The sequence below is a fragment of the Pseudomonas sp. GM79 genome (assembly GCF_000282495.1).
In the GTDB taxonomy this organism is placed as follows: Bacteria; Pseudomonadota; Gammaproteobacteria; order Pseudomonadales; family Pseudomonadaceae; genus Aquipseudomonas.
Window position 1 is genome coordinate 1 of sequence record NZ_AKJE01000080.1, and the last position, 21,716, is coordinate 21,716.

The window sequence follows — 21,716 nt, forward strand, 5'->3', positions numbered from 1 at the left end:
GTTTTGTTTTGTCCGCAGGAAAATCTCGCTTGTAGGGTTTCTATGCAACAGCCCGGGGCATGGATATCATGCGGGCCTCATTGTGAGGCGAGACTTGCATGCTGACGTTGTTAAAGCTTCTTAAGGATGGTCGATTCCATTCGGGCCAAGCCCTGGGTGCTGCCTTGGGCGTCAGTCGTAGCGCTGTATGGAAGCAACTTCAGCACCTGGAAGCTGAACTCGGTTTATCCATTCACAAAGTGCGCGGTCGCGGCTATCAACTAACTGCGCCATTGACACTGCTTGATCCTGCGGAAATAAGCGCGCGGGCGCCTTCTTGTGAGTGGCCCATTCTAGTCTTCGACTCAATTGACTCCACCAACGCTGAAGCCTTGCGCGCTATCGAGCGTGGCCAGCCTGCGCCATTTCTGGTGCTCGCTGAGCGGCAAACGGCCGGTCGTGGACGGCGTGGGCGCAAATGGGTCAGCCCGTTCGCGGAAAACATCTATTACAGTCTGGTGCTGCGTATTGATGGCGGGATGCGGCAGCTGGAGGGCTTGAGTCTTGTTGTCGGGCTTGCCGTAATGCAGGCCTTGCGAGAGCTTGGTGTCTCGGGTGTGGGGTTGAAGTGGCCGAATGATGTTCTGGTGGGGCAGCAAAAGATTGCTGGAATACTGCTCGAGTTGGTGGGGGATCCTGCTGATGTGTGTCACGTGGTGATCGGTGTCGGAATAAATGTGAACATGCAGATGACCGATGAGGTTGATCAGCAATGGACGTCCATGCGCCTCGAGTCGGGTAAGGCAGTTGATCGCAATCATCTGGTTGCGGAGTTAGGGTTGATGCTCCAGGCCTATTTAAATCGCCACCAGGCCGGCGGATTTTCGGCTATCCAGGCGGAGTGGGAGCAAAATCATCTATGGCAGGGGCGGGCGGTATCGTTGATTGCCGGTGTGAGTCAGATAGATGGGGAGGTGCTGGGTATCGATAGTCAGGGTGCCTTGCGCTTGAAGGTGAATGGTGTGGAGAAGGTCTTTAGTGGTGGCGAGCTCAGCCTGAGGTTGCGTGATGATTCTTGAGCTCGATTGTGGAAACAGTTTCATCAAATGGCGTGTACTCGGCGAGGATGTCCGGCGGGTGATTGGCGAGGGGGTCGTTGATACAGATCTCGCATTGCTGGAGAGCTTGAGGGGGCTCAAGGGGCTCGCTCTCATGCATTGTCGTTTGGTTAGTGTCAGAACCGCCGAAGAAACCAGTGCATTGATTTCTCTGTTGACCGAGGCTTTTGGCGTTTCCGTCGTGTGCGCGGCACCGGCTCGGGAGATGTCCGGGGTTCGAAATGGCTATGAGGAGTTCGAGCGGCTAGGGCTTGATCGCTGGCTTGCAGTGCTCGGAGGATTTCATCTGGCTTCGGGTGCTTGTCTGGTGCTCGACTTTGGTACGGCTGTTACGGCTGACTTTATTGCAGGAGATGGTGAGCATCTCGGCGGATTCATCTGTCCAGGGATGCCTTTGATGCGCAACCAGTTGCGTACCCATACCCGTAGAATTCGCTATGGAGATCTTGCTGCCGAGCGCGCTTTGGAGAGTCTTGTTCCTGGGCGCACAACCGTCGAGGCGGTCGAGCGAGGTTGTTTGCTAATGTTGAGAGGGTTTGTCCTGACTCAGCTAGAGTTGGCGCGCAGCTATTGGGGAGAAGATTTCGCAGTCTTCCTGACAGGAGGGGATGCTGATCTGATCTCCGAGATTGTGCCCGAGGCCAGGGTGGTTCCAGACCTGGTATTTGTAGGTTTGGCGATGGCGTGTCCCTTGTCCTGAGGTTTTTATGCGTTGGTTGTTCCTGCTGTTGCTTGTTCTCAATGTGTTCTATTACGTCTGGCACCAACAGGAGGCTCCGCTTCGCGCGAAGGATGTAACCCCCTTGAGTTTGTATCGCGGCTCGCAGCAGGATATTCGTTTGTTGAGCGAGGCGACGGATACGGCTCGAGACAAAGGAAAATCCACGCAGGCGGATAGCAGTTGTCTCTATCTGGGAGGTTCTGCTCGGCAGGACGTCGCCCAGGTAATCGAGCGTCGATTGAGTGACATGGATATCATGTTTCAGTCCTTGCCGAAGGATCTCCCCGAATATGCTGGTTACTGGGTGCGCATAGCCCCGGAAAGCCGGCGTTTGCTGGGTGACTCGCAGTTGCAAAACCTTTCTAAAGAATTCAATGAGTTAAAACATAAAATAATGCCGTGCGAGGGGGTTGCACCCGTCGAATAGTTTGCATAGAATGGCGCCCGCTTCGCAGTGAAGACCTTTAGCGGTCAGCAGTGTGAAGCGAGGTCAACGCAGCTAACCTCAGGTTTTTAATGAGAAAATGCTTGACAGAAGGCTGGCATGATATAGAATGCCGGCTCGCTTAGGAGGGGTTCCCGAGCGGCCAAAGGGATCAGACTGTAAATCTGACGTCTACGACTTCGAAGGTTCGAATCCTTCCCCCTCCACCATTTTTAGCGAGAGCTGCAAGCTCCGCGGGTATAGTTTAGTGGTAGAACCTCAGCCTTCCAAGCTGATGATGCGGGTTCGATTCCCGCTACCCGCTCCAAGTTTGCAGGTCCTGCAAAGTGTTACGCTCTTGTAGCTCAGTTGGTAGAGCACACCCTTGGTAAGGGTGAGGTCAGCGGTTCAAATCCGCTCAAGAGCTCCATATAACAAGGCAGATATGAAAATATCTGCCTTTGTTTTAATGGCTGATAGTACTTGCTTAATTCTTCTGCTAGGGGTGATTTCGATGGCTAAGGAAAAGTTCGAGCGTAACAAGCCGCACGTCAACGTTGGCACCATTGGTCACGTAGACCATGGCAAGACGACCTTGACCGCTGCTCTGACCCGTGTCTGCTCCGAAGTGTTCGGTTCGGCAAAGGTTGACTTCGACAAGATCGATAGCGCCCCAGAAGAAAAAGCTCGTGGTATCACCATTAACACTGCTCACGTTGAGTATGATTCGGCTGTGCGTCACTACGCACACGTTGACTGTCCAGGTCACGCCGACTACGTAAAAAACATGATCACCGGTGCTGCGCAGATGGATGGTGCGATTCTGGTTTGCTCGGCCGCTGATGGTCCGATGCCGCAAACCCGTGAGCATATCCTGTTGTCCCGTCAGGTTGGCGTTCCGTATATCGTTGTCTTCCTGAACAAGGCTGACATGGTCGACGACGCTGAGTTGCTGGAACTGGTTGAGATGGAAGTGCGCGATCTGTTGAGCACTTACGATTTCCCAGGTGATGACACTCCGATCATTATTGGTTCGGCGCTGATGGCGCTGAATGGTCAAGACGATAACGAGATGGGTACTACTGCCGTCAAGAAGTTGGTCGAGACTCTGGATAGCTATATTCCGCAGCCTGAGCGTGCTATCGATAAGCCGTTCCTGATGCCGATCGAGGATGTGTTCTCGATCTCCGGTCGCGGTACTGTTGTGACTGGTCGTGTTGAGCGTGGCATTGTCCGCATTCAGGAAGAAGTTGAGATTGTTGGTCTTCGTGACACTGTCAAAACTACTTGTACTGGTGTTGAAATGTTCCGCAAGCTGCTCGACGAAGGTCGTGCGGGTGAGAACTGCGGCGTTTTGCTGCGTGGTACCAAGCGTGATGATGTTGAGCGTGGCCAGGTCCTGGTTAAGCCCGGCACTGTCAAGCCGCATACCAAGTTCACTGCTGAGGTTTACGTTCTGAGTAAGGAAGAAGGCGGTCGTCACACTCCGTTCTTCAAGGGCTACCGTCCACAGTTCTACTTCCGTACAACTGACGTGACTGGTAACTGTGAGCTGCCAGAAGGTGTTGAAATGGTGATGCCGGGCGATAACGTTCAAATGACCGTTACCCTGATCAAAACCATCGCGATGGAAGATGGTCTGCGTTTCGCTATCCGCGAGGGCGGTCGTACCGTCGGCGCTGGTGTCGTAGCAAAAGTCATCGAGTAAGTTGTTGTAATGTCTTTTTCGGGCCGGCATAATGGTCGGCCTGATTTTGTTTTAGGTCAGTAGCTCAATTGGCAGAGCGACGGTCTCCAAAACCGTAGGTTGGGGGTTCGATTCCCTCCTGACCTGCCAGATTCACTTGGTGTGTCTGGCTTTCTTTTCACAGGATCTTCATAGATGACTCCTAAAGCTGAAGCTCAAGGCTCTCGCTTCGATCTGTTCAAGTGGCTAGTAGTAGTCGCTTTGGTGGTTGTTGGCGTTGTTGGCAATCAGTATTACTCTGCTTCGCCGATCCTGTACCGCGTACTTGCTTTGCTTGTCATCGCTGCTGTAGCTGCCTTTGTAGGCCTGCAGACAGTCAAGGGCAAGTCTTTCTTTGTACTGGTTAAGGAAGCTCGCACCGAGATTCGTAAAGTCGTATGGCCAACTCGCCAAGAAACCACGCAGACCACGCTGATTGTTGTGGCTGTTGTCCTGGTTATGGCGTTGCTGTTGTGGGGGCTTGATTCCCTGCTCGGCTGGCTTGTTTCCTTGATTGTCGGCTAAGGGTGTCCCGTGGCTAAGCGTTGGTACGTTGTGCATGCTTACTCCGGTTACGAGAAGCATGTCATGCGCTCGTTGGTAGAGCGCGTAAAGCTGGCTGGCATGGAAGATGGCTTTGGCGAAATTCTGGTTCCCACTGAAGAAGTGGTTGAAATGCGTAATGGCCAGAAACGCAAAAGCGAGCGCAAGTTCTTCCCAGGTTATGTGCTGGTCCAGATGGACATGAACGAGGGTACTTGGCACTTGGTCAAGGATACTCCTCGGGTGATGGGTTTCATTGGCGGTACTGCTGATAAGCCTGCACCGATCACGGATAAAGAGGCAGAAGCGATTCTGCGTCGCGTTGCTGATGGTAGCGACAAACCGAAGCCGAAGACGTTGTTCGAGCCGGGTGAGTCGGTACGTGTCAATGACGGGCCGTTTGCTGATTTTACTGGCACGGTTGAAGAAGTTAACTACGAGAAGAGCCGGATCCAAGTGGCAGTGCTCATTTTCGGTCGCTCTACTCCGGTAGAGCTAGAGTTCAGCCAGGTCGAAAAGGTCTAGCTGAGCAAGCATCCCAACCCCGCAGCCCTAGGCTGTGGGGTTTTGTCGTCACTGGGATAAACGCGCAAGTAACCGGGGAGCCTTTCGAGGCGTTCGAACCCGTAATTGGAGTGCCTCATGGCCAAGAAGATTACCGCTTACATCAAGCTGCAAGTGAAGGCCGCTCAGGCTAACCCAAGTCCACCTGTTGGTCCTGCTCTGGGTCAGCACGGCGTGAACATCATGGAATTCTGCAAGGCTTTCAACGCCCGTACTCAGGGTATTGAGCCAGGTCTGCCGACTCCAGTGATCATCACTGTCTACAGCGACCGTAGCTTCACTTTCGAAACCAAATCCACACCTGCTTCGGTTCTGCTGAAGAAGGCTGCTGGTCTGACTAGCGGTTCCGCTCGTCCGAACACCGTTAAGGTTGGCACCGTGACCCGTGCTCAGCTGGAAGAAATCGCGAAAACCAAAAACGCGGATCTGACTGCAGCTGATATGGAAGCAGCCGTGCGTACTATCGCCGGTTCTGCTCGTAGCATGGGCCTTAACGTGGAGGGTGTGTAATGGCTAAGTTGACCAAGCGTCAAAAGGCTATCGCCGGCAAAATCGAAGCAGGCAAGTCCTACAACTTTGTAGACGCTGCTGCTCTGCTGGCTGAGCTGTCGACTGTAAAGTTCAGCGAGTCGTTCGACGTTGCTGTGAACCTGGGTGTTGACCCGCGTAAATCCGACCAGGTCGTTCGTAGCGCTACCGTGCTGCCACACGGCACTGGCAAGACTGTTCGCGTTGCTGTGTTCACCCAGGGTCCAGCTGCCGAGGCTGCTCTGGCTGCCGGCGCTGACCGTGTAGGCATGGACGACCTGGCTGCCGAAATGAAAGGCGGCGACCTGAACTATGACGTAGTTATCGCATCCCCGGATGCCATGCGCGTTGTTGGTCAGTTGGGTCAGATCCTGGGCCCACGCGGCCTGATGCCTAACCCTAAAGTCGGCACTGTAACTCCAGACGTAGCTACCGCGGTTAAAAACGCCAAGGCTGGTCAGGTTCGTTATCGCACCGACAAAAACGGCATCATCCACACCTCCGTTGGCAAAGTCGGCTTCGATGCCGTCAAGCTGAAGGAAAACGTTGAAGCCCTGATCGCTGATCTGAAGCGTATCAAGCCAGCTTCCTCGAAAGGTATTTACGTCAAGCGCGTTACCCTGAGCACCACCATGGGTCCAGGTCTGGTCATCGACCAAGGCTCGCTCGACGCGTAAGACACAGGTTGGCGCAAGCGATTGCGCCAATTGAAAGATTGGGGTCCCTGCCTGGCGGGGGCTATCCAAGACCGTAGGCGACGCAAGTCTTAAACCACAAGCCTACGCAGATGGTGCTCCCGGTTCCTTACCGAATCAGACACCAAAACGACATCCGGCTTCGGTTGGATGAAACGGTAACAAGCAGGAGTTAAACCCGTGGCAATTAAACTCGAAGACAAGAAGGCCATCGTCGCTGAAGTCAACGAGGCTGCCAATGTTGCCCTGTCTGCTGTTGTGGCTGATGCCCGCGGCGTGACAGTTGGCGCTATGACCGGACTCCGTAAAGAGGCTCGTGAAGCTGGCGTTTACGTACGTGTTGTACGTAACACCCTGCTCAAGCGCGCCGTTGCTGGCACTCAATATGACGTGCTCAACGACGTGTTCACCGGCCCGACCTTGATTGCATTTTCGAAAGAGCATCCGGGCGCTGCTGCTCGTATCTTCAAAGAATTCGCAAAAGGTCAGGATAAGTTCGAGATCAAGGCAGCTGCGTTCGAGGGCAAGTTCCTCGCAGCTAATCAGATCGACGTACTGGCAAGTCTGCCGACCCGTGACGAAGCAATTTCTCAGCTGATGAGCGTGATTCAAGGCGCAACCAGCAAATTGGCTCGTACTCTGGCGGCCCTTCGCGACCAGAAAGAAGCTGCCGCAGCCTAAGGCTGAGCGACTCCTTTCAGCGTTTATTGTTTATTTCGATGGCCGCGTAGGCTGTCACCCCAATACAGGAATTTATAGTCATGTCTCTGACTAACGACCAAATCATCGAAGCAATCGGCGAAAAATCCGTTCTGGAAATCGTTGAGCTGATCAAGGCCATGGAAGAGAAGTTCGGCGTTTCCGCTGCCGCTGCTTCCGCTGGTCCAGCTGCTGTTGCTGCCGTTGTTGAAGAACAAACTGAATTCAACGTCATGCTGACCGAAGCTGGCGAGAAGAAAGTTAACGTGATCAAGGCAGTGCGTGAACTGACCGGTCTGGGCCTGAAAGAAGCCAAGGCTGTAGTTGACGGCGCTCCTGCCATGGTTCTGGAAGCTGTTTCGAAAGACGCAGCTGACAAAGCCAAAGCAACTCTGGAAGAAGCAGGCGCTAAAGTCGAGCTGAAGTAAGCATCGACTTTGCACCTCCAGCCCGAGCGTTAAGCGAAAGGCTGATGGCTGGTGGCTCTTGCCACCGGCCTTTTTCCGTTATTGGCAGCCGACTGGGTCGGTGCTGGTAACGAGCTGTAACCACCCGATGCGGTGGCGCAAACCATGGGGTTTGCACGATTTTCTGGCTGCTCCCGTCGGGAGGGGCCAAACAAGCAGGTGACCAAGCTGGGGAACGCTGATGGCTTACTCATATACTGAGAAAAAACGTATCCGCAAGGACTTTAGCAAGTTGCCGGACGTCATGGATGTGCCGTACCTCCTGGCCATCCAGCTGGATTCGTATCGTGAATTCTTGCAAGCGGGAGCGACTAAAGATCAGTTCCGCGACGTGGGCCTGCATGCGGCCTTCAAATCCGTTTTCCCGATCATCAGCTACTCCGGCAATGCTGCGCTGGAGTACGTCGGTTATCGCCTGGGCGAACCGGCATTTGATGTCAAAGAATGCGTATTGCGCGGTGTAACTTACGCCGTACCTTTGCGGGTAAAAGTGCGCCTGATCATTTTCGACAAAGAATCGTCGAACAAAGCGATCAAGGACATCAAAGAGCAAGAAGTCTACATGGGTGAAATCCCCCTGATGACTGAAAACGGTACCTTCGTAATCAACGGTACCGAGCGTGTAATCGTTTCCCAGCTGCACCGTTCCCCGGGCGTGTTCTTCGACCACGACCGTGGCAAGACGCACAGCTCCGGCAAACTGCTGTACTCCGCGCGCATCATTCCTTACCGCGGTTCGTGGCTGGACTTCGAGTTCGACCCGAAAGACTGCGTGTTCGTGCGTATCGACCGTCGTCGCAAGCTGCCTGCATCGGTACTGCTGCGCGCGCTGGGCTATACCACTGAAGAAGTGCTGGACGCGTTCTACACCACCAACGTCTTCCACGTGCAAGGTGAAAACCTCAGCCTGGAACTGGTGCCTCAGCGCCTGCGTGGTGAAATTGCTGTCCTGGATATCCTGGATGACAAAGGCAAGGTTATTGTCGAGCAAGGTCGTCGTATCACTGCTCGCCACATCAACCAGCTGGAAAAAGCAGGGATCAAAGAGCTGCAAGTGCCTCTGGACTACGTCCTGGGTCGCACTACCGCCAAGGTCATCGTGCATCCGGCAACCGGCGAAATCCTGGCAGAGTGCAACACCGAGCTGAACACCGAGATCCTGGCAAAAATCGCCAAGGCTCAGGTTGTTCGCATCGAAACTCTGTACACCAACGATATCGACTGCGGTCCGTTCGTCTCCGACACTCTGAAGATCGACTCCACCAGCAACCAATTGGAAGCGCTGGTCGAGATCTATCGCATGATGCGTCCTGGCGAGCCGCCAACCAAAGACGCTGCCGAAACCCTGTTCAACAACCTATTCTTCAGCCCTGAGCGCTATGACCTCTCTGCGGTCGGCCGGATGAAGTTCAACCGTCGTATCGGTCGTACCGAGATCGAAGGTTCGGGCGTGTTGTGCAAAGAAGACATCGTCGCGGTACTGAAGACTCTGGTCGACATCCGTAACGGTAAAGGCATCGTCGATGACATCGACCACCTGGGTAACCGTCGTGTTCGCTGCGTAGGCGAAATGGCCGAGAACCAGTTCCGCGTTGGCCTGGTACGTGTTGAGCGTGCGGTCAAAGAGCGTCTGTCGATGGCTGAAAGCGAAGGCCTGATGCCGCAAGACCTGATCAACGCCAAGCCAGTGGCTGCGGCGGTGAAAGAGTTCTTCGGTTCCAGCCAGCTTTCCCAGTTCATGGACCAGAACAACCCGCTGTCCGAGATCACCCACAAGCGTCGTGTTTCTGCACTCGGCCCTGGCGGTTTGACTCGTGAGCGTGCTGGCTTTGAAGTGCGTGACGTACACCCGACTCACTACGGTCGTGTATGCCCGATTGAAACGCCGGAAGGTCCGAACATCGGTCTGATCAACTCCTTGGCTGCCTATGCGCGCACCAACCAGTACGGCTTCCTCGAGAGCCCGTACCGTGTGGTGAAAGACGCTCTGGTCACCGACGAGATCGTGTTCCTGTCCGCCATCGAAGAAGCTGATCACGTGATCGCTCAGGCTTCGGCCACGATGAACGACAAGAAAGTCCTGATCGACGAGCTGGTAGCTGTTCGTCACTTGAACGAGTTCACCGTCAAGGCGCCGGAAGACGTCACCTTGATGGACGTATCGCCGAAGCAGGTAGTTTCGGTTGCAGCGTCGCTGATCCCGTTCCTCGAGCACGACGACGCCAACCGTGCGTTGATGGGTTCGAACATGCAGCGTCAAGCTGTACCAACCCTGCGCGCTGACAAGCCGCTGGTCGGTACCGGCATGGAGCGTAACGTAGCCCGTGACTCCGGCGTTTGCGTCGTGGCTCGTCGTGGCGGCGTGATCGACTCCGTCGACGCCAGCCGTATTGTGGTTCGTGTTGCTGATGATGAGGTTGAAACCGGCGAAGCTGGTGTCGACATCTACAACCTGACCAAGTACACCCGCTCCAACCAGAACACCTGCATCAACCAGCGTCCGCTGGTGAGCAAGGGTGATCGGGTTCAGCGCAGCGACATCATGGCCGACGGTCCGTCCACCGACATGGGTGAACTGGCTCTGGGTCAGAACATGCGCATCGCGTTCATGGCATGGAACGGCTTCAACTTCGAAGACTCCATCTGCCTGTCCGAGCGTGTTGTTCAGGAAGACCGTTTCACCACGATCCACATTCAGGAACTGACCTGTGTGGCGCGTGACACCAAGCTTGGGCCAGAGGAAATCACTGCAGACATCCCGAACGTGGGTGAGGCTGCACTGAACAAGCTGGACGAAGCCGGTATCGTTTACGTAGGTGCTGAAGTTGGCGCAGGCGACATCCTGGTTGGTAAGGTCACTCCGAAAGGCGAGACCCAACTGACTCCGGAAGAAAAACTGCTGCGTGCCATTTTCGGTGAAAAAGCCAGCGACGTTAAAGACACTTCCCTGCGTGTGCCTACCGGCACCAAGGGTACTGTCATCGACGTACAGGTCTTCACCCGTGACGGCGTTGAGCGTGATGCTCGTGCACTGTCGATCGAGAAGACTCAACTCGACGAGATCCGCAAGGATCTGAACGAAGAGTTCCGTATCGTTGAGGGCGCCACTTTCGAACGTCTGCGTTCCGCTCTGGTCGGCCACAAAGCCGAAGGCGGCGCCGGTCTGAAGAAAGGTCAGGAAATCACCGACGAAGTTCTCGACGGTCTTGAGCATGGTCAGTGGTTCAAACTGCGCATGGCTGAAGATGCTCTGAACGAGCAGCTCGAGAAGGCTCAGGCCTACATCGTTGATCGCCGCCGTCTGCTGGACGACAAGTTCGAAGACAAGAAGCGCAAACTGCAGCAGGGCGATGACCTGGCTCCAGGCGTGCTGAAAATCGTCAAGGTTTACCTGGCAATCCGTCGTCGCATCCAGCCGGGCGACAAGATGGCCGGTCGTCACGGTAACAAAGGTGTGGTCTCCGTGATCATGCCGGTTGAAGACATGCCGCACGATGCCAATGGCACCCCGGTCGACGTCGTCCTCAACCCGTTGGGCGTACCTTCGCGTATGAACGTTGGTCAGATCCTTGAAACCCACCTGGGCCTCGCGGCCAAAGGTCTGGGCGAGAAGATCAACCGGATGGTCGAAGAGCAGCGTAAGGTTGCTGAGCTTCGCACCTTCCTGGACGAGATCTACAACCAGATCGGCGGTCGTAACGAAGATCTGGATAGCTTCTCCGACCAGGAAATCCTGGATCTGGCGAAGAACCTGCGTGGCGGCGTACCAATGGCCACTCCAGTGTTCGACGGTGCCAAGGAAAGCGAAATCAAGGCCATGCTGAAACTGGCAGACCTGCCAGAAAGCGGCCAGATGCAGCTGACCGACGGCCGTACCGGCAACAAGTTCGAGCGCCCGGTTACTGTTGGCTACATGTACATGCTGAAGCTGAACCACTTGGTAGACGACAAGATGCACGCTCGTTCTACCGGTTCGTACAGCCTGGTTACCCAGCAGCCGCTGGGTGGTAAGGCACAGTTCGGTGGTCAGCGTTTCGGGGAGATGGAGGTCTGGGCACTGGAAGCATACGGTGCTGCTTACACTCTGCAAGAAATGCTCACAGTGAAGTCGGACGATGTGAACGGTCGGACCAAGATGTACAAAAACATCGTGGACGGCGATCACCGTATGGAGCCGGGCATGCCCGAGTCCTTCAACGTGTTGATCAAAGAAATTCGTTCCCTCGGCATCGATATCGATCTGGAAACCGAATAACACGTGACGCGAATCGAGAGCGGGGCAGGATTGCCCGCTCTCTGCTCCGCCAGGAGGAAAGGCCTTGAAAGACCTACTGAATTTGCTGAAAAACCAGGGTCAAGTCGAAGAGTTCGACGCCATCCGTATTGGATTGGCATCGCCTGAGATGATCCGTTCGTGGTCGTTCGGTGAAGTTAAAAAGCCGGAAACCATCAACTACCGTACGTTCAAACCTGAACGTGACGGCCTGTTCTGCGCCAAGATCTTTGGCCCGGTAAAGGATTACGAGTGCCTGTGCGGTAAGTACAAGCGCTTGAAGCACCGTGGTGTGATCTGCGAGAAGTGCGGCGTTGAAGTCGCGCTGGCAAAAGTTCGTCGTGAGCGCATGGCGCACATCGAACTGGCCTCGCCAGTTGCCCACATCTGGTTCCTGAAATCGCTGCCGTCGCGTATCGGCTTGCTGATGGACATGACCCTGCGTGATATCGAACGCGTTCTCTACTTCGAGAGCTATGTCGTTATCGATCCAGGCATGACCACCCTTGAAAAGGGTCAGCTGCTCAACGACGAGCAGTACTTCGAAGCGCTGGAAGAGTTCGGCGACGATTTCGATGCCCGCATGGGTGCCGAAGCTGTCCGTGAACTGCTGCACGCTATCGACCTGGAGCACGAGATTGGCCGCCTGCGTGAAGAAATTCCGCAAACCAACTCCGAAACCAAGATCAAGAAGCTGTCCAAGCGTCTGAAGTTGATGGAAGCCTTCCAGGGTTCCGGCAACCTGCCAGAGTGGATGGTGCTGACCGTTCTGCCGGTTCTGCCGCCAGATCTGCGTCCACTGGTCCCGCTGGATGGCGGTCGCTTCGCGACTTCCGACCTCAACGATCTGTATCGTCGAGTGATCAACCGTAACAACCGCTTGAAGCGTCTGCTCGATCTGTCCGCTCCGGACATCATCGTGCGCAACGAAAAGCGTATGTTGCAGGAAGCCGTCGATGCACTGCTCGACAACGGTCGTCGTGGCCGAGCTATCACTGGTTCCAACAAGCGTCCTCTGAAATCCCTGGCTGACATGATCAAGGGTAAGCAGGGTCGTTTCCGTCAGAACTTGCTCGGTAAGCGTGTTGACTACTCCGGTCGTTCGGTAATTACCGTAGGTCCGACCCTGCGTCTGCATCAGTGCGGTCTGCCGAAGAAGATGGCTCTCGAGCTGTTCAAGCCGTTCATTTTCGGCAAGCTGGAAATGCGTGGTCTTGCTACCACCATCAAAGCTGCCAAGAAGATGGTCGAGCGCGAGCTGCCAGAGGTTTGGGACGTTCTCGCTGAAGTGATTCGCGAACACCCGGTTCTCCTCAACCGTGCACCGACCCTTCACCGTCTGGGTATCCAGGCGTTTGAACCGGTACTGATCGAAGGTAAGGCTATCCAGCTGCACCCTCTGGTCTGTGCTGCGTACAACGCCGACTTCGACGGCGACCAAATGGCCGTGCACGTACCGCTGACACTGGAAGCCCAGTTGGAAGCGCGTGCGTTGATGATGTCGACCAACAACATTCTGTCGCCAGCCAACGGTGAGCCAATCATCGTTCCGTCGCAGGACGTTGTATTGGGTCTGTACTACATGACTCGTGAAGCGATCAACGCCAAGGGCGAAGGTCGTGTGTTCGCGGATCTGCAAGAAGTTGACCGTGTGTTCCGTGCCGGCGAAGCCGCACTGCACGCCAAGGTCAAAGTGCGGATCAACGAAACCGTCAACGATCGTGATGGTGGCAGCGTCAAGAACACCCGTATCGTCGACACCACTGTCGGCCGTGCGCTGTTGTTCCAGGTTGTTCCACCTGGCCTGTCGTACGACGTCGTCAACCAGCCGATGAAGAAAAAGGCGATCTCCAAGCTGATCAACCAGTGCTACCGCGTGGTTGGTTTGAAAGAGACCGTGATCTTCGCTGACCAGTTGATGTACACCGGTTTTGCTTACTCGACCATCTCCGGCGTTTCCATCGGTGTTAACGACTTCGTTATCCCGGATGAAAAAGCCCGCATCATCGGTGCTGCTACCGACGAAGTGAAAGAGATCGAAAGTCAGTACGCCTCCGGCCTGGTAACCCAGGGCGAGAAGTACAACAAAGTGATCGACCTTTGGTCCAAGGCGAACGACGAAGTTTCCAAGGCGATGATGGCCAACCTCTCGAAAGAGAAAGTCATCGACCGTCATGGCGTTGAAGTCGACCAAGAGTCTTTCAACTCGATGTACATGATGGCCGACTCGGGCGCACGGGGTTCTGCTGCGCAGATCCGTCAGCTCGCCGGTATGCGTGGCCTGATGGCCAAGCCGGACGGTTCCATCATCGAAACGCCGATTACTGCGAACTTCCGTGAAGGTTTGAGCGTACTTCAGTACTTCATCTCCACTCACGGTGCTCGTAAAGGTTTGGCGGATACCGCATTGAAAACTGCGAACTCCGGTTACCTGACTCGTCGTCTGGTAGACGTGGCGCAGGATCTGGTTGTGACCGAGATCGATTGCGGCACCGAACATGGCCTGGTAATGACTCCGCACATTGAAGGCGGTGACGTTGTTGAGCCGTTGGGTGAGCGCGTATTGGGTCGTGTTATCGCCCGTGACGTATTCAAGCCAGGTACCGAGGAAATCATCGTTCCTGCCGGCACTCTGGTAGACGAGAAGTGGGTCGAGTTCATCGAGCTGAACAGCATCGACGAAGTGATCGTGCGTTCGCCGATCAGCTGCGAAACCCGCTACGGCATTTGCGCCAAGTGCTACGGCCGTGACCTGGCTCGTGGTCACCAGGTGAACATCGGTGAAGCGGTCGGCGTTATCGCTGCCCAGTCCATCGGTGAGCCGGGTACCCAGCTGACGATGCGTACGTTCCACATCGGTGGTGCGGCAAGCCGGACCTCCGCAGCCGACAGTGTTCAGGTGAAGAATGGCGGTACCGTCCGTCTGCATAACCTGAAGCATGTTGAGCGAGTGGATGGTTGCCTGGTTGCTGTGTCCCGTTCCGGTGAGCTGGCGATCGCTGATGACTTCGGTCGTGAGCGCGAGCGTTACAAGCTGCCGTACGGTGCTGTGATTTCGGTTAAAGAAGGTGACAAGGTCGACGCTGGCGCAATCGTGGCCAAGTGGGATCCGCACACTCACCCAATCGTTACCGAAATGAAAGGTACCGTTACCTACGTGGGCATGGAAGAAGGCATCACGATCAAGCGTCAGACTGACGAATTGACCGGTATGACCAACATTGAAGTACTCGACGCCAAAGACCGTCCAGCTGCCGGTAAAGATATCCGTCCTGCTGTGAAGATGGTTGATGATAACGGCAAGGATCTCTTGCTGCCGGGTACCGACGTAATTGCTCAGTACTTCCTGCCTGCTAACGCCCTGGTCGGTGTAGCGGACGGTGCGAAAATCGCGATCGGTGATGTTATCGCTCGTATTCCGCAAGAGACTTCGAAGACCCGTGACATCACCGGTGGTCTGCCGCGTGTTGCCGACTTGTTCGAAGCCCGTCGTCCGAAAGAAGCCTCGATTCTGGCTGAAGTCAGCGGCACCATCGCGTTCGGTAAAGAGACCAAAGGCAAGCGCCGTCTGGTTATCACCCCGAACGACGGCAGTGATCCGTACGAAGAGCTGATTCCGAAGTGGCGTCACCTGAACGTCTTCGAAGGCGAACAGGTAAACCGCGGCGAAGTTATCTCCGACGGCCCGAGCGACCCACACGACATCCTGCGTCTGCTGGGTGTGAGTGCGCTGGCCAAGTACATCGTGAACGAGATCCAGGACGTTTATCGTCTACAAGGCGTGAAGATCAACGATAAGCACATCGAGACCATCCTGCGTCAGATGCTGCGTAAAGTTGAAATCGCTGAATCCGGCGACTCCAGTTTCATCAAGGGCGACCAGATGGAATTGACTCACGTTCTGGTAGAGAACGAGCGTCTGGCTGGCGACGAGAAGTTCGTTTCCAAGTTCACTCGCGTACTGCTGGGTATCACCAAGGCGTCGTTGTCCACCGAATCGTTCATCTCGGCGGCTTCCTTCCAGGAAACCACTCGCGTACTGACCGAAGCGGCGGTAACCGGCAAGCGCGATTACCTGCGCGGCCTGAAAGAAAACGTGGTCGTGGGTCGTTTGATCCCGGCAGGTACCGGTCTGGCTTACCACAGCGAGCGTAAGCGCCGCCGTGATGCTGACAAACCGTTGCGCGTAAGCGCCAGTGAAGTGGAAGCTGCACTGACCGAAGCGCTGAACTCTAGCGGTAACTGAGTTCTGCGATAAATAAGCGTAAGGCCCTGGCCATTCCGTTCATCGAATCGAGACAATTTGTCGAGGTTGGATGAGCGGGGAGGTCGGGGCCTTGCCTTGACTGGGGGCAAGATCCTCTTTAGACTCTTGTACCCCTAAATTTGGCGGGAATTCGTTCCTGCCATTTTGCTTTTCTTGCAAGACAATAGCGTCGCAAGACAACAGTGGAGCTAGTAGATGGCAACTATCAACCAGCTGGTACGTCAGCCGCGTAAGCGTATCGTCGAGAAATCCGACGTGCCTGCGCTGCAGAACTGCCCGCAACGTCGTGGCGTATGCACCCGTGTGTATACCACCACGCCGAAAAAACCTAACTCGGCACTGCGTAAAGTATGCCGTGTGCGTCTGACCAACGGTTTCGAGGTTTCCTCGTACATCGGCGGTGAAGGCCACAACCTGCAAGAACACAGCGTGGTACTGATCCGCGGCGGTCGTGTAAAAGACTTGCCAGGTGTTCGTTACCACACCGTACGCGGTTCTTTGGATACTTCCGGCGTTAAAGGTCGTAACCAGGGTCGCTCGAAGTACGGTACCAAGAAGCCTAAGTAGTAGTGGCTTTTTGTAAAAACTGATTTTCTATTTTTCTGAGTCGATAAGAGTAAGGTCGGAGGCGTCCCGAAAGGGCACCGATTCCGAGCGAACCTGAAGACCGTTTGAGGGCTTATCCATGCCAAGAAGACGCGTAGCAGCCAAGCGCGAAGTGCTTGACGATCCAAAATACGGCAGCCAAATCCTGGCCAAGTTCATGAACCACGTTATGGAAAGCGGCAAGAAAGCCGTTGCCGAGCGTATCGTTTATGGCGCGCTGGAAAAGGTTAAAGAACGCAAGAACAGCGATCCCCTGGAAATCTTCGAGAAAGCTCTCGACGCCATCGCTCCGCTGGTCGAAGTAAAGTCGCGCCGTGTAGGCGGTGCTACTTACCAGGTTCCGGTCGAAGTTCGTCCGTCCCGTCGTAACGCTCTGGCAATGCGCTGGTTGGTAGACTTCGCCCGTAAGCGCGGCGAGAAGTCTATGGCTCTGCGTTTGGCTGGCGAACTGTTGGACGCTGCCGAAGGCAAAGGTGCTGCAGTTAAGAAGCGTGAAGACGTGCACCGTATGGCTGAAGCCAACAAGGCTTTCTCGCACTACCGCTTCTAATTTTAGCGTCACTAATTTTGCGAGGGCTTTATGGCTCGTACTACACCGATTAACCGCTACCGTAACATTGGTATCGTTGCTCACGTGGATGCTGGTAAAACCACCACCACCGAGCGCGTCCTTTTTTACACTGGCAAAAGTCACAAAATGGGCGAGGTGCATGACGGCGCCGCGACCACAGACTGGATGGTGCAGGAGCAGGAGCGTGGTATTACCATTACTTCTGCTGCAATCACCGCCTTCTGGCAGGGTTCCGAGAAGCAGCACAAGGACCAATACCGCTTCAACGTCATCGACACCCCGGGCCACGTTGACTTCACTATTGAAGTTGAGCGTTCCCTGCGTGTTCTCGATGGCGCGGTCGTTGTGTTCTGCGGCACCTCGGGTGTTGAGCCTCAGTCGGAAACCGTATGGCGTCAAGCCAACAAATACGGCGTTCCACGTCTTGTTTACGTAAACAAGATGGACCGTGCTGGTGCGAACTTCCTGCGCGTGATCGGTCAGATCAAGCAGCGTCTGGGTCACACTCCGGTGCCAATCCAGTTGGCCATCGGTTCCGAAGACAACTTCCAGGGTCAGATCGATCTGATGTCCATGGAAGCTGTTTACTGGAATGACGCTGACAAAGGCATGGTTCCAGTTCGCAAGCCTATCCCTGCTGAGCTGCAGGAGCTGGCTGACGAGTGGCGCGGCAACATGGTTGAGGCTGCGGCCGAAGCCAGCGAAGAGCTGATGAACAAGTACCTCGAAGGTGAAGAACTCACCAACGCGGAAATCAAGGCCGCTCTGCGTCAGCGTACAATCGCTGGTGAGATCGTTCTGGCTGTTTGCGGTTCTTCCTTCAAGAACAAGGGTGTTCCCCTGGTTCTCGATGCCGTGATCGACTACCTGCCTGCTCCTACCGACATTCCTGCCATCAAGGGTACTGACCCGGATGACGAGACCAAGGAAATGGAGCGTCACGCAGACGACAGCGAGCCGTTCTCGGCTCTGGCGTTCAAGATCGCTACCGACCCATTCGTGGGTACCTTGACCTTTGTTCGAGTTTACTCGGGCGTGTTGGCCTCCGGCGACGGCGTGATCAACTCGGTTAAAGGCAAGAAAGAGCGCGTGGGTCGTATGGTGCAAATGCACGCAAACGCCCGTGAAGAAATCAAGGAAGTACGCGCTGGTGACATCGCGGCCTTGATCGGCATGAAGGACGTCACCACTGGTGAAACTTTGTGCAACGCTGACAAGCCAATCATCCTGGTTCGCATGGACTTCCCGGAGCCGGTTATTTCGGTTGCCGTAGAGCCTAAGACCAAGGACGACCAGGAAAAAATGGGTATCGCTCTGGGCAAGCTCGCTCAGGAAGATCCATCTTTCCGCGTCAAGACTGATGAAGAGACTGGTCAAACGATCATCTCCGGCATGGGCGAGTTGCACCTGGACATCCTGGTTGACCGGATGCGCCGTGAGTTCAACGTCGAAGCCAACATCGGTAAGCCTCAAGTTTCGTACCGTGAGCGCATCACGAAGAGCTGCGAGATTGAAGGCAAGTTCGTTCGCCAGTCCGGCGGTCGTGGCCAGTTCGGTCACTGCTGGATTCGTTTTGCTCCTGCTGACGAAGGTCAGGAAGGTCTGCAATTCCTGAACGAAGTAGTGGGTGGTGTGGTTCCTAAGGAATACATCCCGGCTATCCAGAAGGGTATCGAAGAGCAGATGAAGAACGGCGTTGTTGCCGGCTATCCGCTGATCGGCCTGAAGGCTACCGTGTTTGATGGTTCCTACCACGACGTCGACTCCAACGAGATGGCGTTTAAAGTGGCTGCTTCCATGGCAACCAAGCAACTGGCCCAGAAGGGCGGTGGTGAGTTGCTTGAGCCGATCATGGCGGTAGAGGTTGTTACGCCTGAAGACTATATGGGTGACGTGATGGGCGACCTTAACCGTCGTCGCGGCATGATCCTGGGTATGGAAGACACGGTCTCCGGCAAAGTGATTCGCGCCGAAGTGCCGCTGGGTGAGATGTTCGGTTATGCGACCGACGTCCGTTCCATGTCCCAAGGTCGCGCAAGCTACTCTATGGAATTCAAAAAATACAATACAGCTCCGTCGCATATCGTCGAAACTGTTACCAAAAAACAAGGCTGATTCAGCCCCTTTAGGCTAGGAGTTAATTGTCGTGGCTAAAGAAAAATTTGACCGTACCCTCCCGCACGTCAACGTTGGCACCATCGGTCACGTCGACCACGGTAAAACCACGCTGACCGCTGCTCTGACTCGCGTCTGCTCCGAAGTTTTCGGTTCGGCCGTTGTTGCTTTCGACAAAATCGACAGCGCTCCGGAAGAAAAGGCTCGTGGTATCACCATCAACACTGCGCACGTTGAATACAACTCGCTGATCCGTCACTACGCTCACGTTGACTGCCCAGGTCACGCTGACTATGTGAAGAACATGATCACCGGTGCTGCTCAGATGGACGGCGCTATCCTGGTTTGCTCGGCCGCTGATGGTCCGATGCCACAAACCCGTGAGCACATCCTGCTGTCCCGTCAGGTTGGCGTTCCGTACATCGTTGTCTTCCTGAACAAGGCTGACATGGTTGACGACGCTGAGCTGCTGGAACTGGTTGAGATGGAAGTGCGCGATCTGCTGAGCACTTACGACTTCCCAGGTGACGACACTCCGATCATCATCGGTTCGGCTCTGATGGCTCTGAACGGCCAAGACGACAACGAAATGGGCACCACTGCCGTTCGTAAACTGGTTGAGACTCTGGACAGCTACATCCCGGATCCGGTCCGTGTTATCGACAAGCCGTTCCTGATGCCAATCGAAGACGTATTCTCGATCTCCGGTCGCGGTACTGTTGTAACTGGCCGTATCGAGCGCGGTATCGTCAAGGTTCAGGATCCACTGGAAATCGTTGGTCTGCGTGACACTACCGTCACCACCTGCACCGGTGTTGAAATGTTCCGTAAGCTGCTCGACGAAGGTCGTGCTGGCGAGAACTGCGGCGTTCTGCTGCGTGGTACCAAGCGTGACGACGTTGAGCGTGGCCAGGTTCTGGTTAAGCCGGGTTCGGTTAAGCCGCACACCAAGTTCGAAGCCGAAGTCTACGTTCTGAGCAAAGAAGAAGGCGGTCGTCACACTCCGTTCTTCAAAGGCTACCGTCCACAGTTCTACTTCCGTACTACTGACGTGACTGGTAACTGCGAACTGCCGGAAGGCGTTGAAATGGTAATGCCAGGCGACAACATCAAAATGGTTGTCACCCTGATCAAGACCATCGCAATGGAAGACGGTCTGCGTTTCGCTATCCGTGAAGGCGGTCGTACCGTCGGCGCTGGCGTCGTAGCCAAAATCATCGAGTAAGCGCTTTTTTGAGTAAGCTTCGATGAGTTGAGAAAGCCCCCGCTTAGCGGGGGCTTTTTTATTGGGTTGACACCTATATGGGGCGTCTATAGAATTGCGCCTCCTTTTAACGGGCGTATTGCGCTCGGTGGGAATAGCAGCCGGAGTCTGAAATCCAATGCAAAATCAGCAAATCCGTATCAGGTTGAAGGCTTTTGACCATCGCCTGATCGACCAATCCACCCAGGAAATCGTGGAAACCGCGAAACGTACTGGTGCTCAAGTGCGTGGTCCAATTCCACTGCCTACCCGTAAAGAGCGGTTCACCGTTCTGGTCTCCCCGCACGTCAACAAAGACGCGCGTGACCAGTACGAGATCCGTACTCATAAGCGCGTTCTGGACATCGTCCAGCCAACGGATAAAACCGTTGATGCACTTATGAAGCTTGATCTTGCGGCCGGTGTGGAAGTGCAGATCAGCCTCGGCTAAGACTCGGTCTTAGTCGTGTAACGCTCTGAAATGGGCGGCCATAGCGGGTGAAAGCCCCGTACACTCATGAGGTTTACAACATGACTATTGGTGTAGTCGGTCGTAAATGCGGTATGACCCGTATTTTCACCGAAGAAGGTGTCTCCATTCCGGTCACGGTCATTGAGATCGAGCCGAATCGCGTCACCCAGTTCAAAACTGAAGAGACCGATGGCTATCGTGCAGTGCAAGTCACTGTAGGCGAGCGTCGTGCTTCGCGTGTTACAGCTGCTCAGGCTGGCCACTTCGCTAAAGCGAACGTTGCCGCTGGTCGTACCGTAATGGAATTCCGCCTTGAAGAAGGCGAGTACCAGGCCGGCGATCTGATCAACGCTGAAATCTTCGCTGCTGGTCAACTGGTTGATGTAACCGGTCAGTCCAAAGGTAAAGGCTTCCAGGGTACGATCAAGCGTTGGAACTTTCGCGGGCAAGATAATACCCACGGTAACTCCGTGTCCCACCGCGTTCCAGGCTCTATCGGCCAGTGCCAGACTCCTGGTCGTGTATTCAAGGGCAAAAAAATGTCCGGTCATATGGGCGCTGAGCGCGTGACCGTGCAGTCCCTCGAAGTAGTGCGCGTGGACGCTGAACGCAATCTGTTGTTGGTCAAGGGCGCTGTTCCTGGCGCTACTGGCGGCAACTTGGTTGTACGTCCAGCAGCCAAGGCTCGCGGTTAAGGGGAAGCTG

The 21,716-nt window shown here is 55.0% G+C and carries 18 protein-coding genes and 4 tRNA genes; all 22 read left to right on the forward strand.

All coding sequences use genetic code 11. The features are described 5' to 3' along the window. Positions 1-98 precede the first annotated feature (98 nt). The 22 genes from birA to rplC all read left to right on the forward strand — a co-directional run bounded on the left by birA (position 99) and on the right by rplC (position 21,706). Positions 99-1,058 carry a bifunctional biotin--[acetyl-CoA-carboxylase] ligase/biotin operon repressor BirA gene (gene birA / locus PMI36_RS08520; RefSeq protein ID WP_008073871.1) on the forward strand — a complete coding sequence of 320 codons (960 nt, stop codon included), beginning with the start codon at positions 99-101 and terminating at the stop codon, positions 1,056-1,058. Further along, a complete protein-coding gene (locus PMI36_RS08515; protein WP_008073873.1) occupies positions 1,048-1,797 on the forward strand; it encodes a pantothenate kinase in 750 nt (249 codons plus the stop codon). The genes birA and PMI36_RS08515 overlap by 11 nt, the downstream gene beginning before the upstream one ends. A gap of 7 nt (positions 1,798-1,804) precedes the next feature. Beyond that, positions 1,805-2,245 carry a hypothetical protein gene (locus PMI36_RS08510; protein WP_008073874.1) on the forward strand — a complete coding sequence of 147 codons (441 nt, stop codon included), beginning with the start codon at positions 1,805-1,807 and terminating at the stop codon, positions 2,243-2,245. A gap of 142 nt (positions 2,246-2,387) precedes the next feature. Continuing rightward, a tRNA-Tyr gene (locus tag PMI36_RS08505) sits at positions 2,388-2,472 on the forward strand. A 24-nt stretch (positions 2,473-2,496) separates the two neighbouring features. Then, positions 2,497-2,570 (forward strand) — tRNA-Gly (locus PMI36_RS08500). Between the two features lie 26 nt (positions 2,571-2,596). Then, positions 2,597-2,672: transfer RNA gene (locus PMI36_RS08495), tRNA-Thr, on the forward strand. An 84-nt stretch (positions 2,673-2,756) separates the two neighbouring features. Then, positions 2,757-3,950 (forward strand): elongation factor Tu, encoded by a 1,194-nt coding sequence (tuf, locus tag PMI36_RS08490; protein WP_007896619.1) that lies wholly within the window; start codon positions 2,757-2,759, stop codon positions 3,948-3,950. A gap of 53 nt (positions 3,951-4,003) precedes the next feature. Further along, positions 4,004-4,079 (forward strand) — tRNA-Trp (locus PMI36_RS08485). 45 nt (positions 4,080-4,124) lie between these two features. Continuing rightward, a complete protein-coding gene (secE, locus tag PMI36_RS08480; RefSeq protein WP_008073875.1) occupies positions 4,125-4,493 on the forward strand; it encodes a preprotein translocase subunit SecE in 369 nt (122 codons plus the stop codon). Positions 4,494-4,502: 9 nt separating this feature from the next. Continuing rightward, positions 4,503-5,036, forward strand: a complete 534-nt coding sequence (gene nusG, locus PMI36_RS08475) for a transcription termination/antitermination protein NusG (RefSeq protein ID WP_007896622.1) — start codon at positions 4,503-4,505, stop codon at positions 5,034-5,036. Between the two features lie 117 nt (positions 5,037-5,153). Beyond that, entirely contained in the window at positions 5,154-5,585 is a 432-nt protein-coding gene (gene rplK, locus PMI36_RS08470; RefSeq protein ID WP_008008888.1) for a 50S ribosomal protein L11, read from the forward strand. After that, on the forward strand, positions 5,585-6,280 hold the full coding sequence (rplA, locus tag PMI36_RS08465) for a 50S ribosomal protein L1 (RefSeq protein ID WP_007896626.1): 696 nt from the start codon (positions 5,585-5,587) through the stop codon (positions 6,278-6,280). Before rplK ends, rplA begins: the two co-directional genes overlap by 1 nt. 198 nt (positions 6,281-6,478) lie before the next feature. Continuing rightward, complete coding sequence (gene rplJ / locus PMI36_RS08460; protein WP_007896629.1) at positions 6,479-6,979, forward strand: 50S ribosomal protein L10; 501 nt, start codon at positions 6,479-6,481, stop codon at positions 6,977-6,979. 80 nt (positions 6,980-7,059) lie between these two features. Next, positions 7,060-7,425, forward strand: a complete 366-nt coding sequence (gene rplL / locus PMI36_RS08455) for a 50S ribosomal protein L7/L12 (RefSeq protein ID WP_008073881.1) — start codon at positions 7,060-7,062, stop codon at positions 7,423-7,425. Positions 7,426-7,645: 220 nt separating this feature from the next. Further along, complete coding sequence (gene rpoB / locus PMI36_RS08450; RefSeq protein ID WP_007896631.1) at positions 7,646-11,719, forward strand: DNA-directed RNA polymerase subunit beta; 4,074 nt, start codon at positions 7,646-7,648, stop codon at positions 11,717-11,719. 64 nt (positions 11,720-11,783) lie between these two features. Next, complete coding sequence (gene rpoC, locus PMI36_RS08445) at positions 11,784-15,983, forward strand: DNA-directed RNA polymerase subunit beta' (protein ID WP_007896632.1); 4,200 nt, start codon at positions 11,784-11,786, stop codon at positions 15,981-15,983. Positions 15,984-16,199: 216 nt separating this feature from the next. Next, on the forward strand, positions 16,200-16,571 hold the full coding sequence (rpsL, locus tag PMI36_RS08440) for a 30S ribosomal protein S12 (protein ID WP_002555494.1): 372 nt from the start codon (positions 16,200-16,202) through the stop codon (positions 16,569-16,571). Between the two features lie 118 nt (positions 16,572-16,689). Continuing rightward, positions 16,690-17,160, forward strand: a complete 471-nt coding sequence (rpsG, locus tag PMI36_RS08435) for a 30S ribosomal protein S7 (protein WP_002555493.1) — start codon at positions 16,690-16,692, stop codon at positions 17,158-17,160. A 30-nt stretch (positions 17,161-17,190) separates the two neighbouring features. Continuing rightward, entirely contained in the window at positions 17,191-19,296 is a 2,106-nt protein-coding gene (fusA, locus tag PMI36_RS08430) for an elongation factor G (RefSeq protein ID WP_007896659.1), read from the forward strand. A 31-nt stretch (positions 19,297-19,327) separates the two neighbouring features. Further along, positions 19,328-20,521 carry an elongation factor Tu gene (tuf, locus tag PMI36_RS08425; RefSeq protein WP_007896660.1) on the forward strand — a complete coding sequence of 398 codons (1,194 nt, stop codon included), beginning with the start codon at positions 19,328-19,330 and terminating at the stop codon, positions 20,519-20,521. Between the two features lie 157 nt (positions 20,522-20,678). Further along, positions 20,679-20,990 carry a 30S ribosomal protein S10 gene (gene rpsJ, locus PMI36_RS08420; RefSeq protein ID WP_003186070.1) on the forward strand — a complete coding sequence of 104 codons (312 nt, stop codon included), beginning with the start codon at positions 20,679-20,681 and terminating at the stop codon, positions 20,988-20,990. Between the two features lie 80 nt (positions 20,991-21,070). Then, positions 21,071-21,706 (forward strand): 50S ribosomal protein L3, encoded by a 636-nt coding sequence (gene rplC, locus PMI36_RS08415; RefSeq protein ID WP_003186059.1) that lies wholly within the window; start codon positions 21,071-21,073, stop codon positions 21,704-21,706. Positions 21,707-21,716 lie beyond the last annotated feature (10 nt).

Excerpts from the sequence above, each read along its gene's own strand:
- rpsL (WP_002555494.1), top strand. The coding sequence starts at position 16,200 with ATGGCAACTATCAACCAGCTGGTACGTCAGCCGCGTAAGCGTATCGTC.
- birA (WP_008073871.1), top strand. The coding sequence starts at position 99 with ATGCTGACGTTGTTAAAGCTTCTTAAGGATGGTCGATTCCATTCGGGC.
- rpoB (WP_007896631.1), top strand. The coding sequence starts at position 7,646 with ATGGCTTACTCATATACTGAGAAAAAACGTATCCGCAAGGACTTTAGC.
- PMI36_RS08510 (WP_008073874.1), top strand. The coding sequence starts at position 1,805 with ATGCGTTGGTTGTTCCTGCTGTTGCTTGTTCTCAATGTGTTCTATTAC.
- rpsG (WP_002555493.1), top strand. The coding sequence starts at position 16,690 with ATGCCAAGAAGACGCGTAGCAGCCAAGCGCGAAGTGCTTGACGATCCA.
- rplL (WP_008073881.1), top strand. The coding sequence starts at position 7,060 with ATGTCTCTGACTAACGACCAAATCATCGAAGCAATCGGCGAAAAATCC.
- rplK (WP_008008888.1), top strand. The coding sequence starts at position 5,154 with ATGGCCAAGAAGATTACCGCTTACATCAAGCTGCAAGTGAAGGCCGCT.
- rpsJ (WP_003186070.1), top strand. The coding sequence starts at position 20,679 with ATGCAAAATCAGCAAATCCGTATCAGGTTGAAGGCTTTTGACCATCGC.
- fusA (WP_007896659.1), top strand. The coding sequence starts at position 17,191 with ATGGCTCGTACTACACCGATTAACCGCTACCGTAACATTGGTATCGTT.
- rplC (WP_003186059.1), top strand. The coding sequence starts at position 21,071 with ATGACTATTGGTGTAGTCGGTCGTAAATGCGGTATGACCCGTATTTTC.
- tuf (WP_007896619.1), top strand. The coding sequence starts at position 2,757 with ATGGCTAAGGAAAAGTTCGAGCGTAACAAGCCGCACGTCAACGTTGGC.
- rplA (WP_007896626.1), top strand. The coding sequence starts at position 5,585 with ATGGCTAAGTTGACCAAGCGTCAAAAGGCTATCGCCGGCAAAATCGAA.
- PMI36_RS08515 (WP_008073873.1), top strand. The coding sequence starts at position 1,048 with ATGATTCTTGAGCTCGATTGTGGAAACAGTTTCATCAAATGGCGTGTA.
- secE (WP_008073875.1), top strand. The coding sequence starts at position 4,125 with ATGACTCCTAAAGCTGAAGCTCAAGGCTCTCGCTTCGATCTGTTCAAG.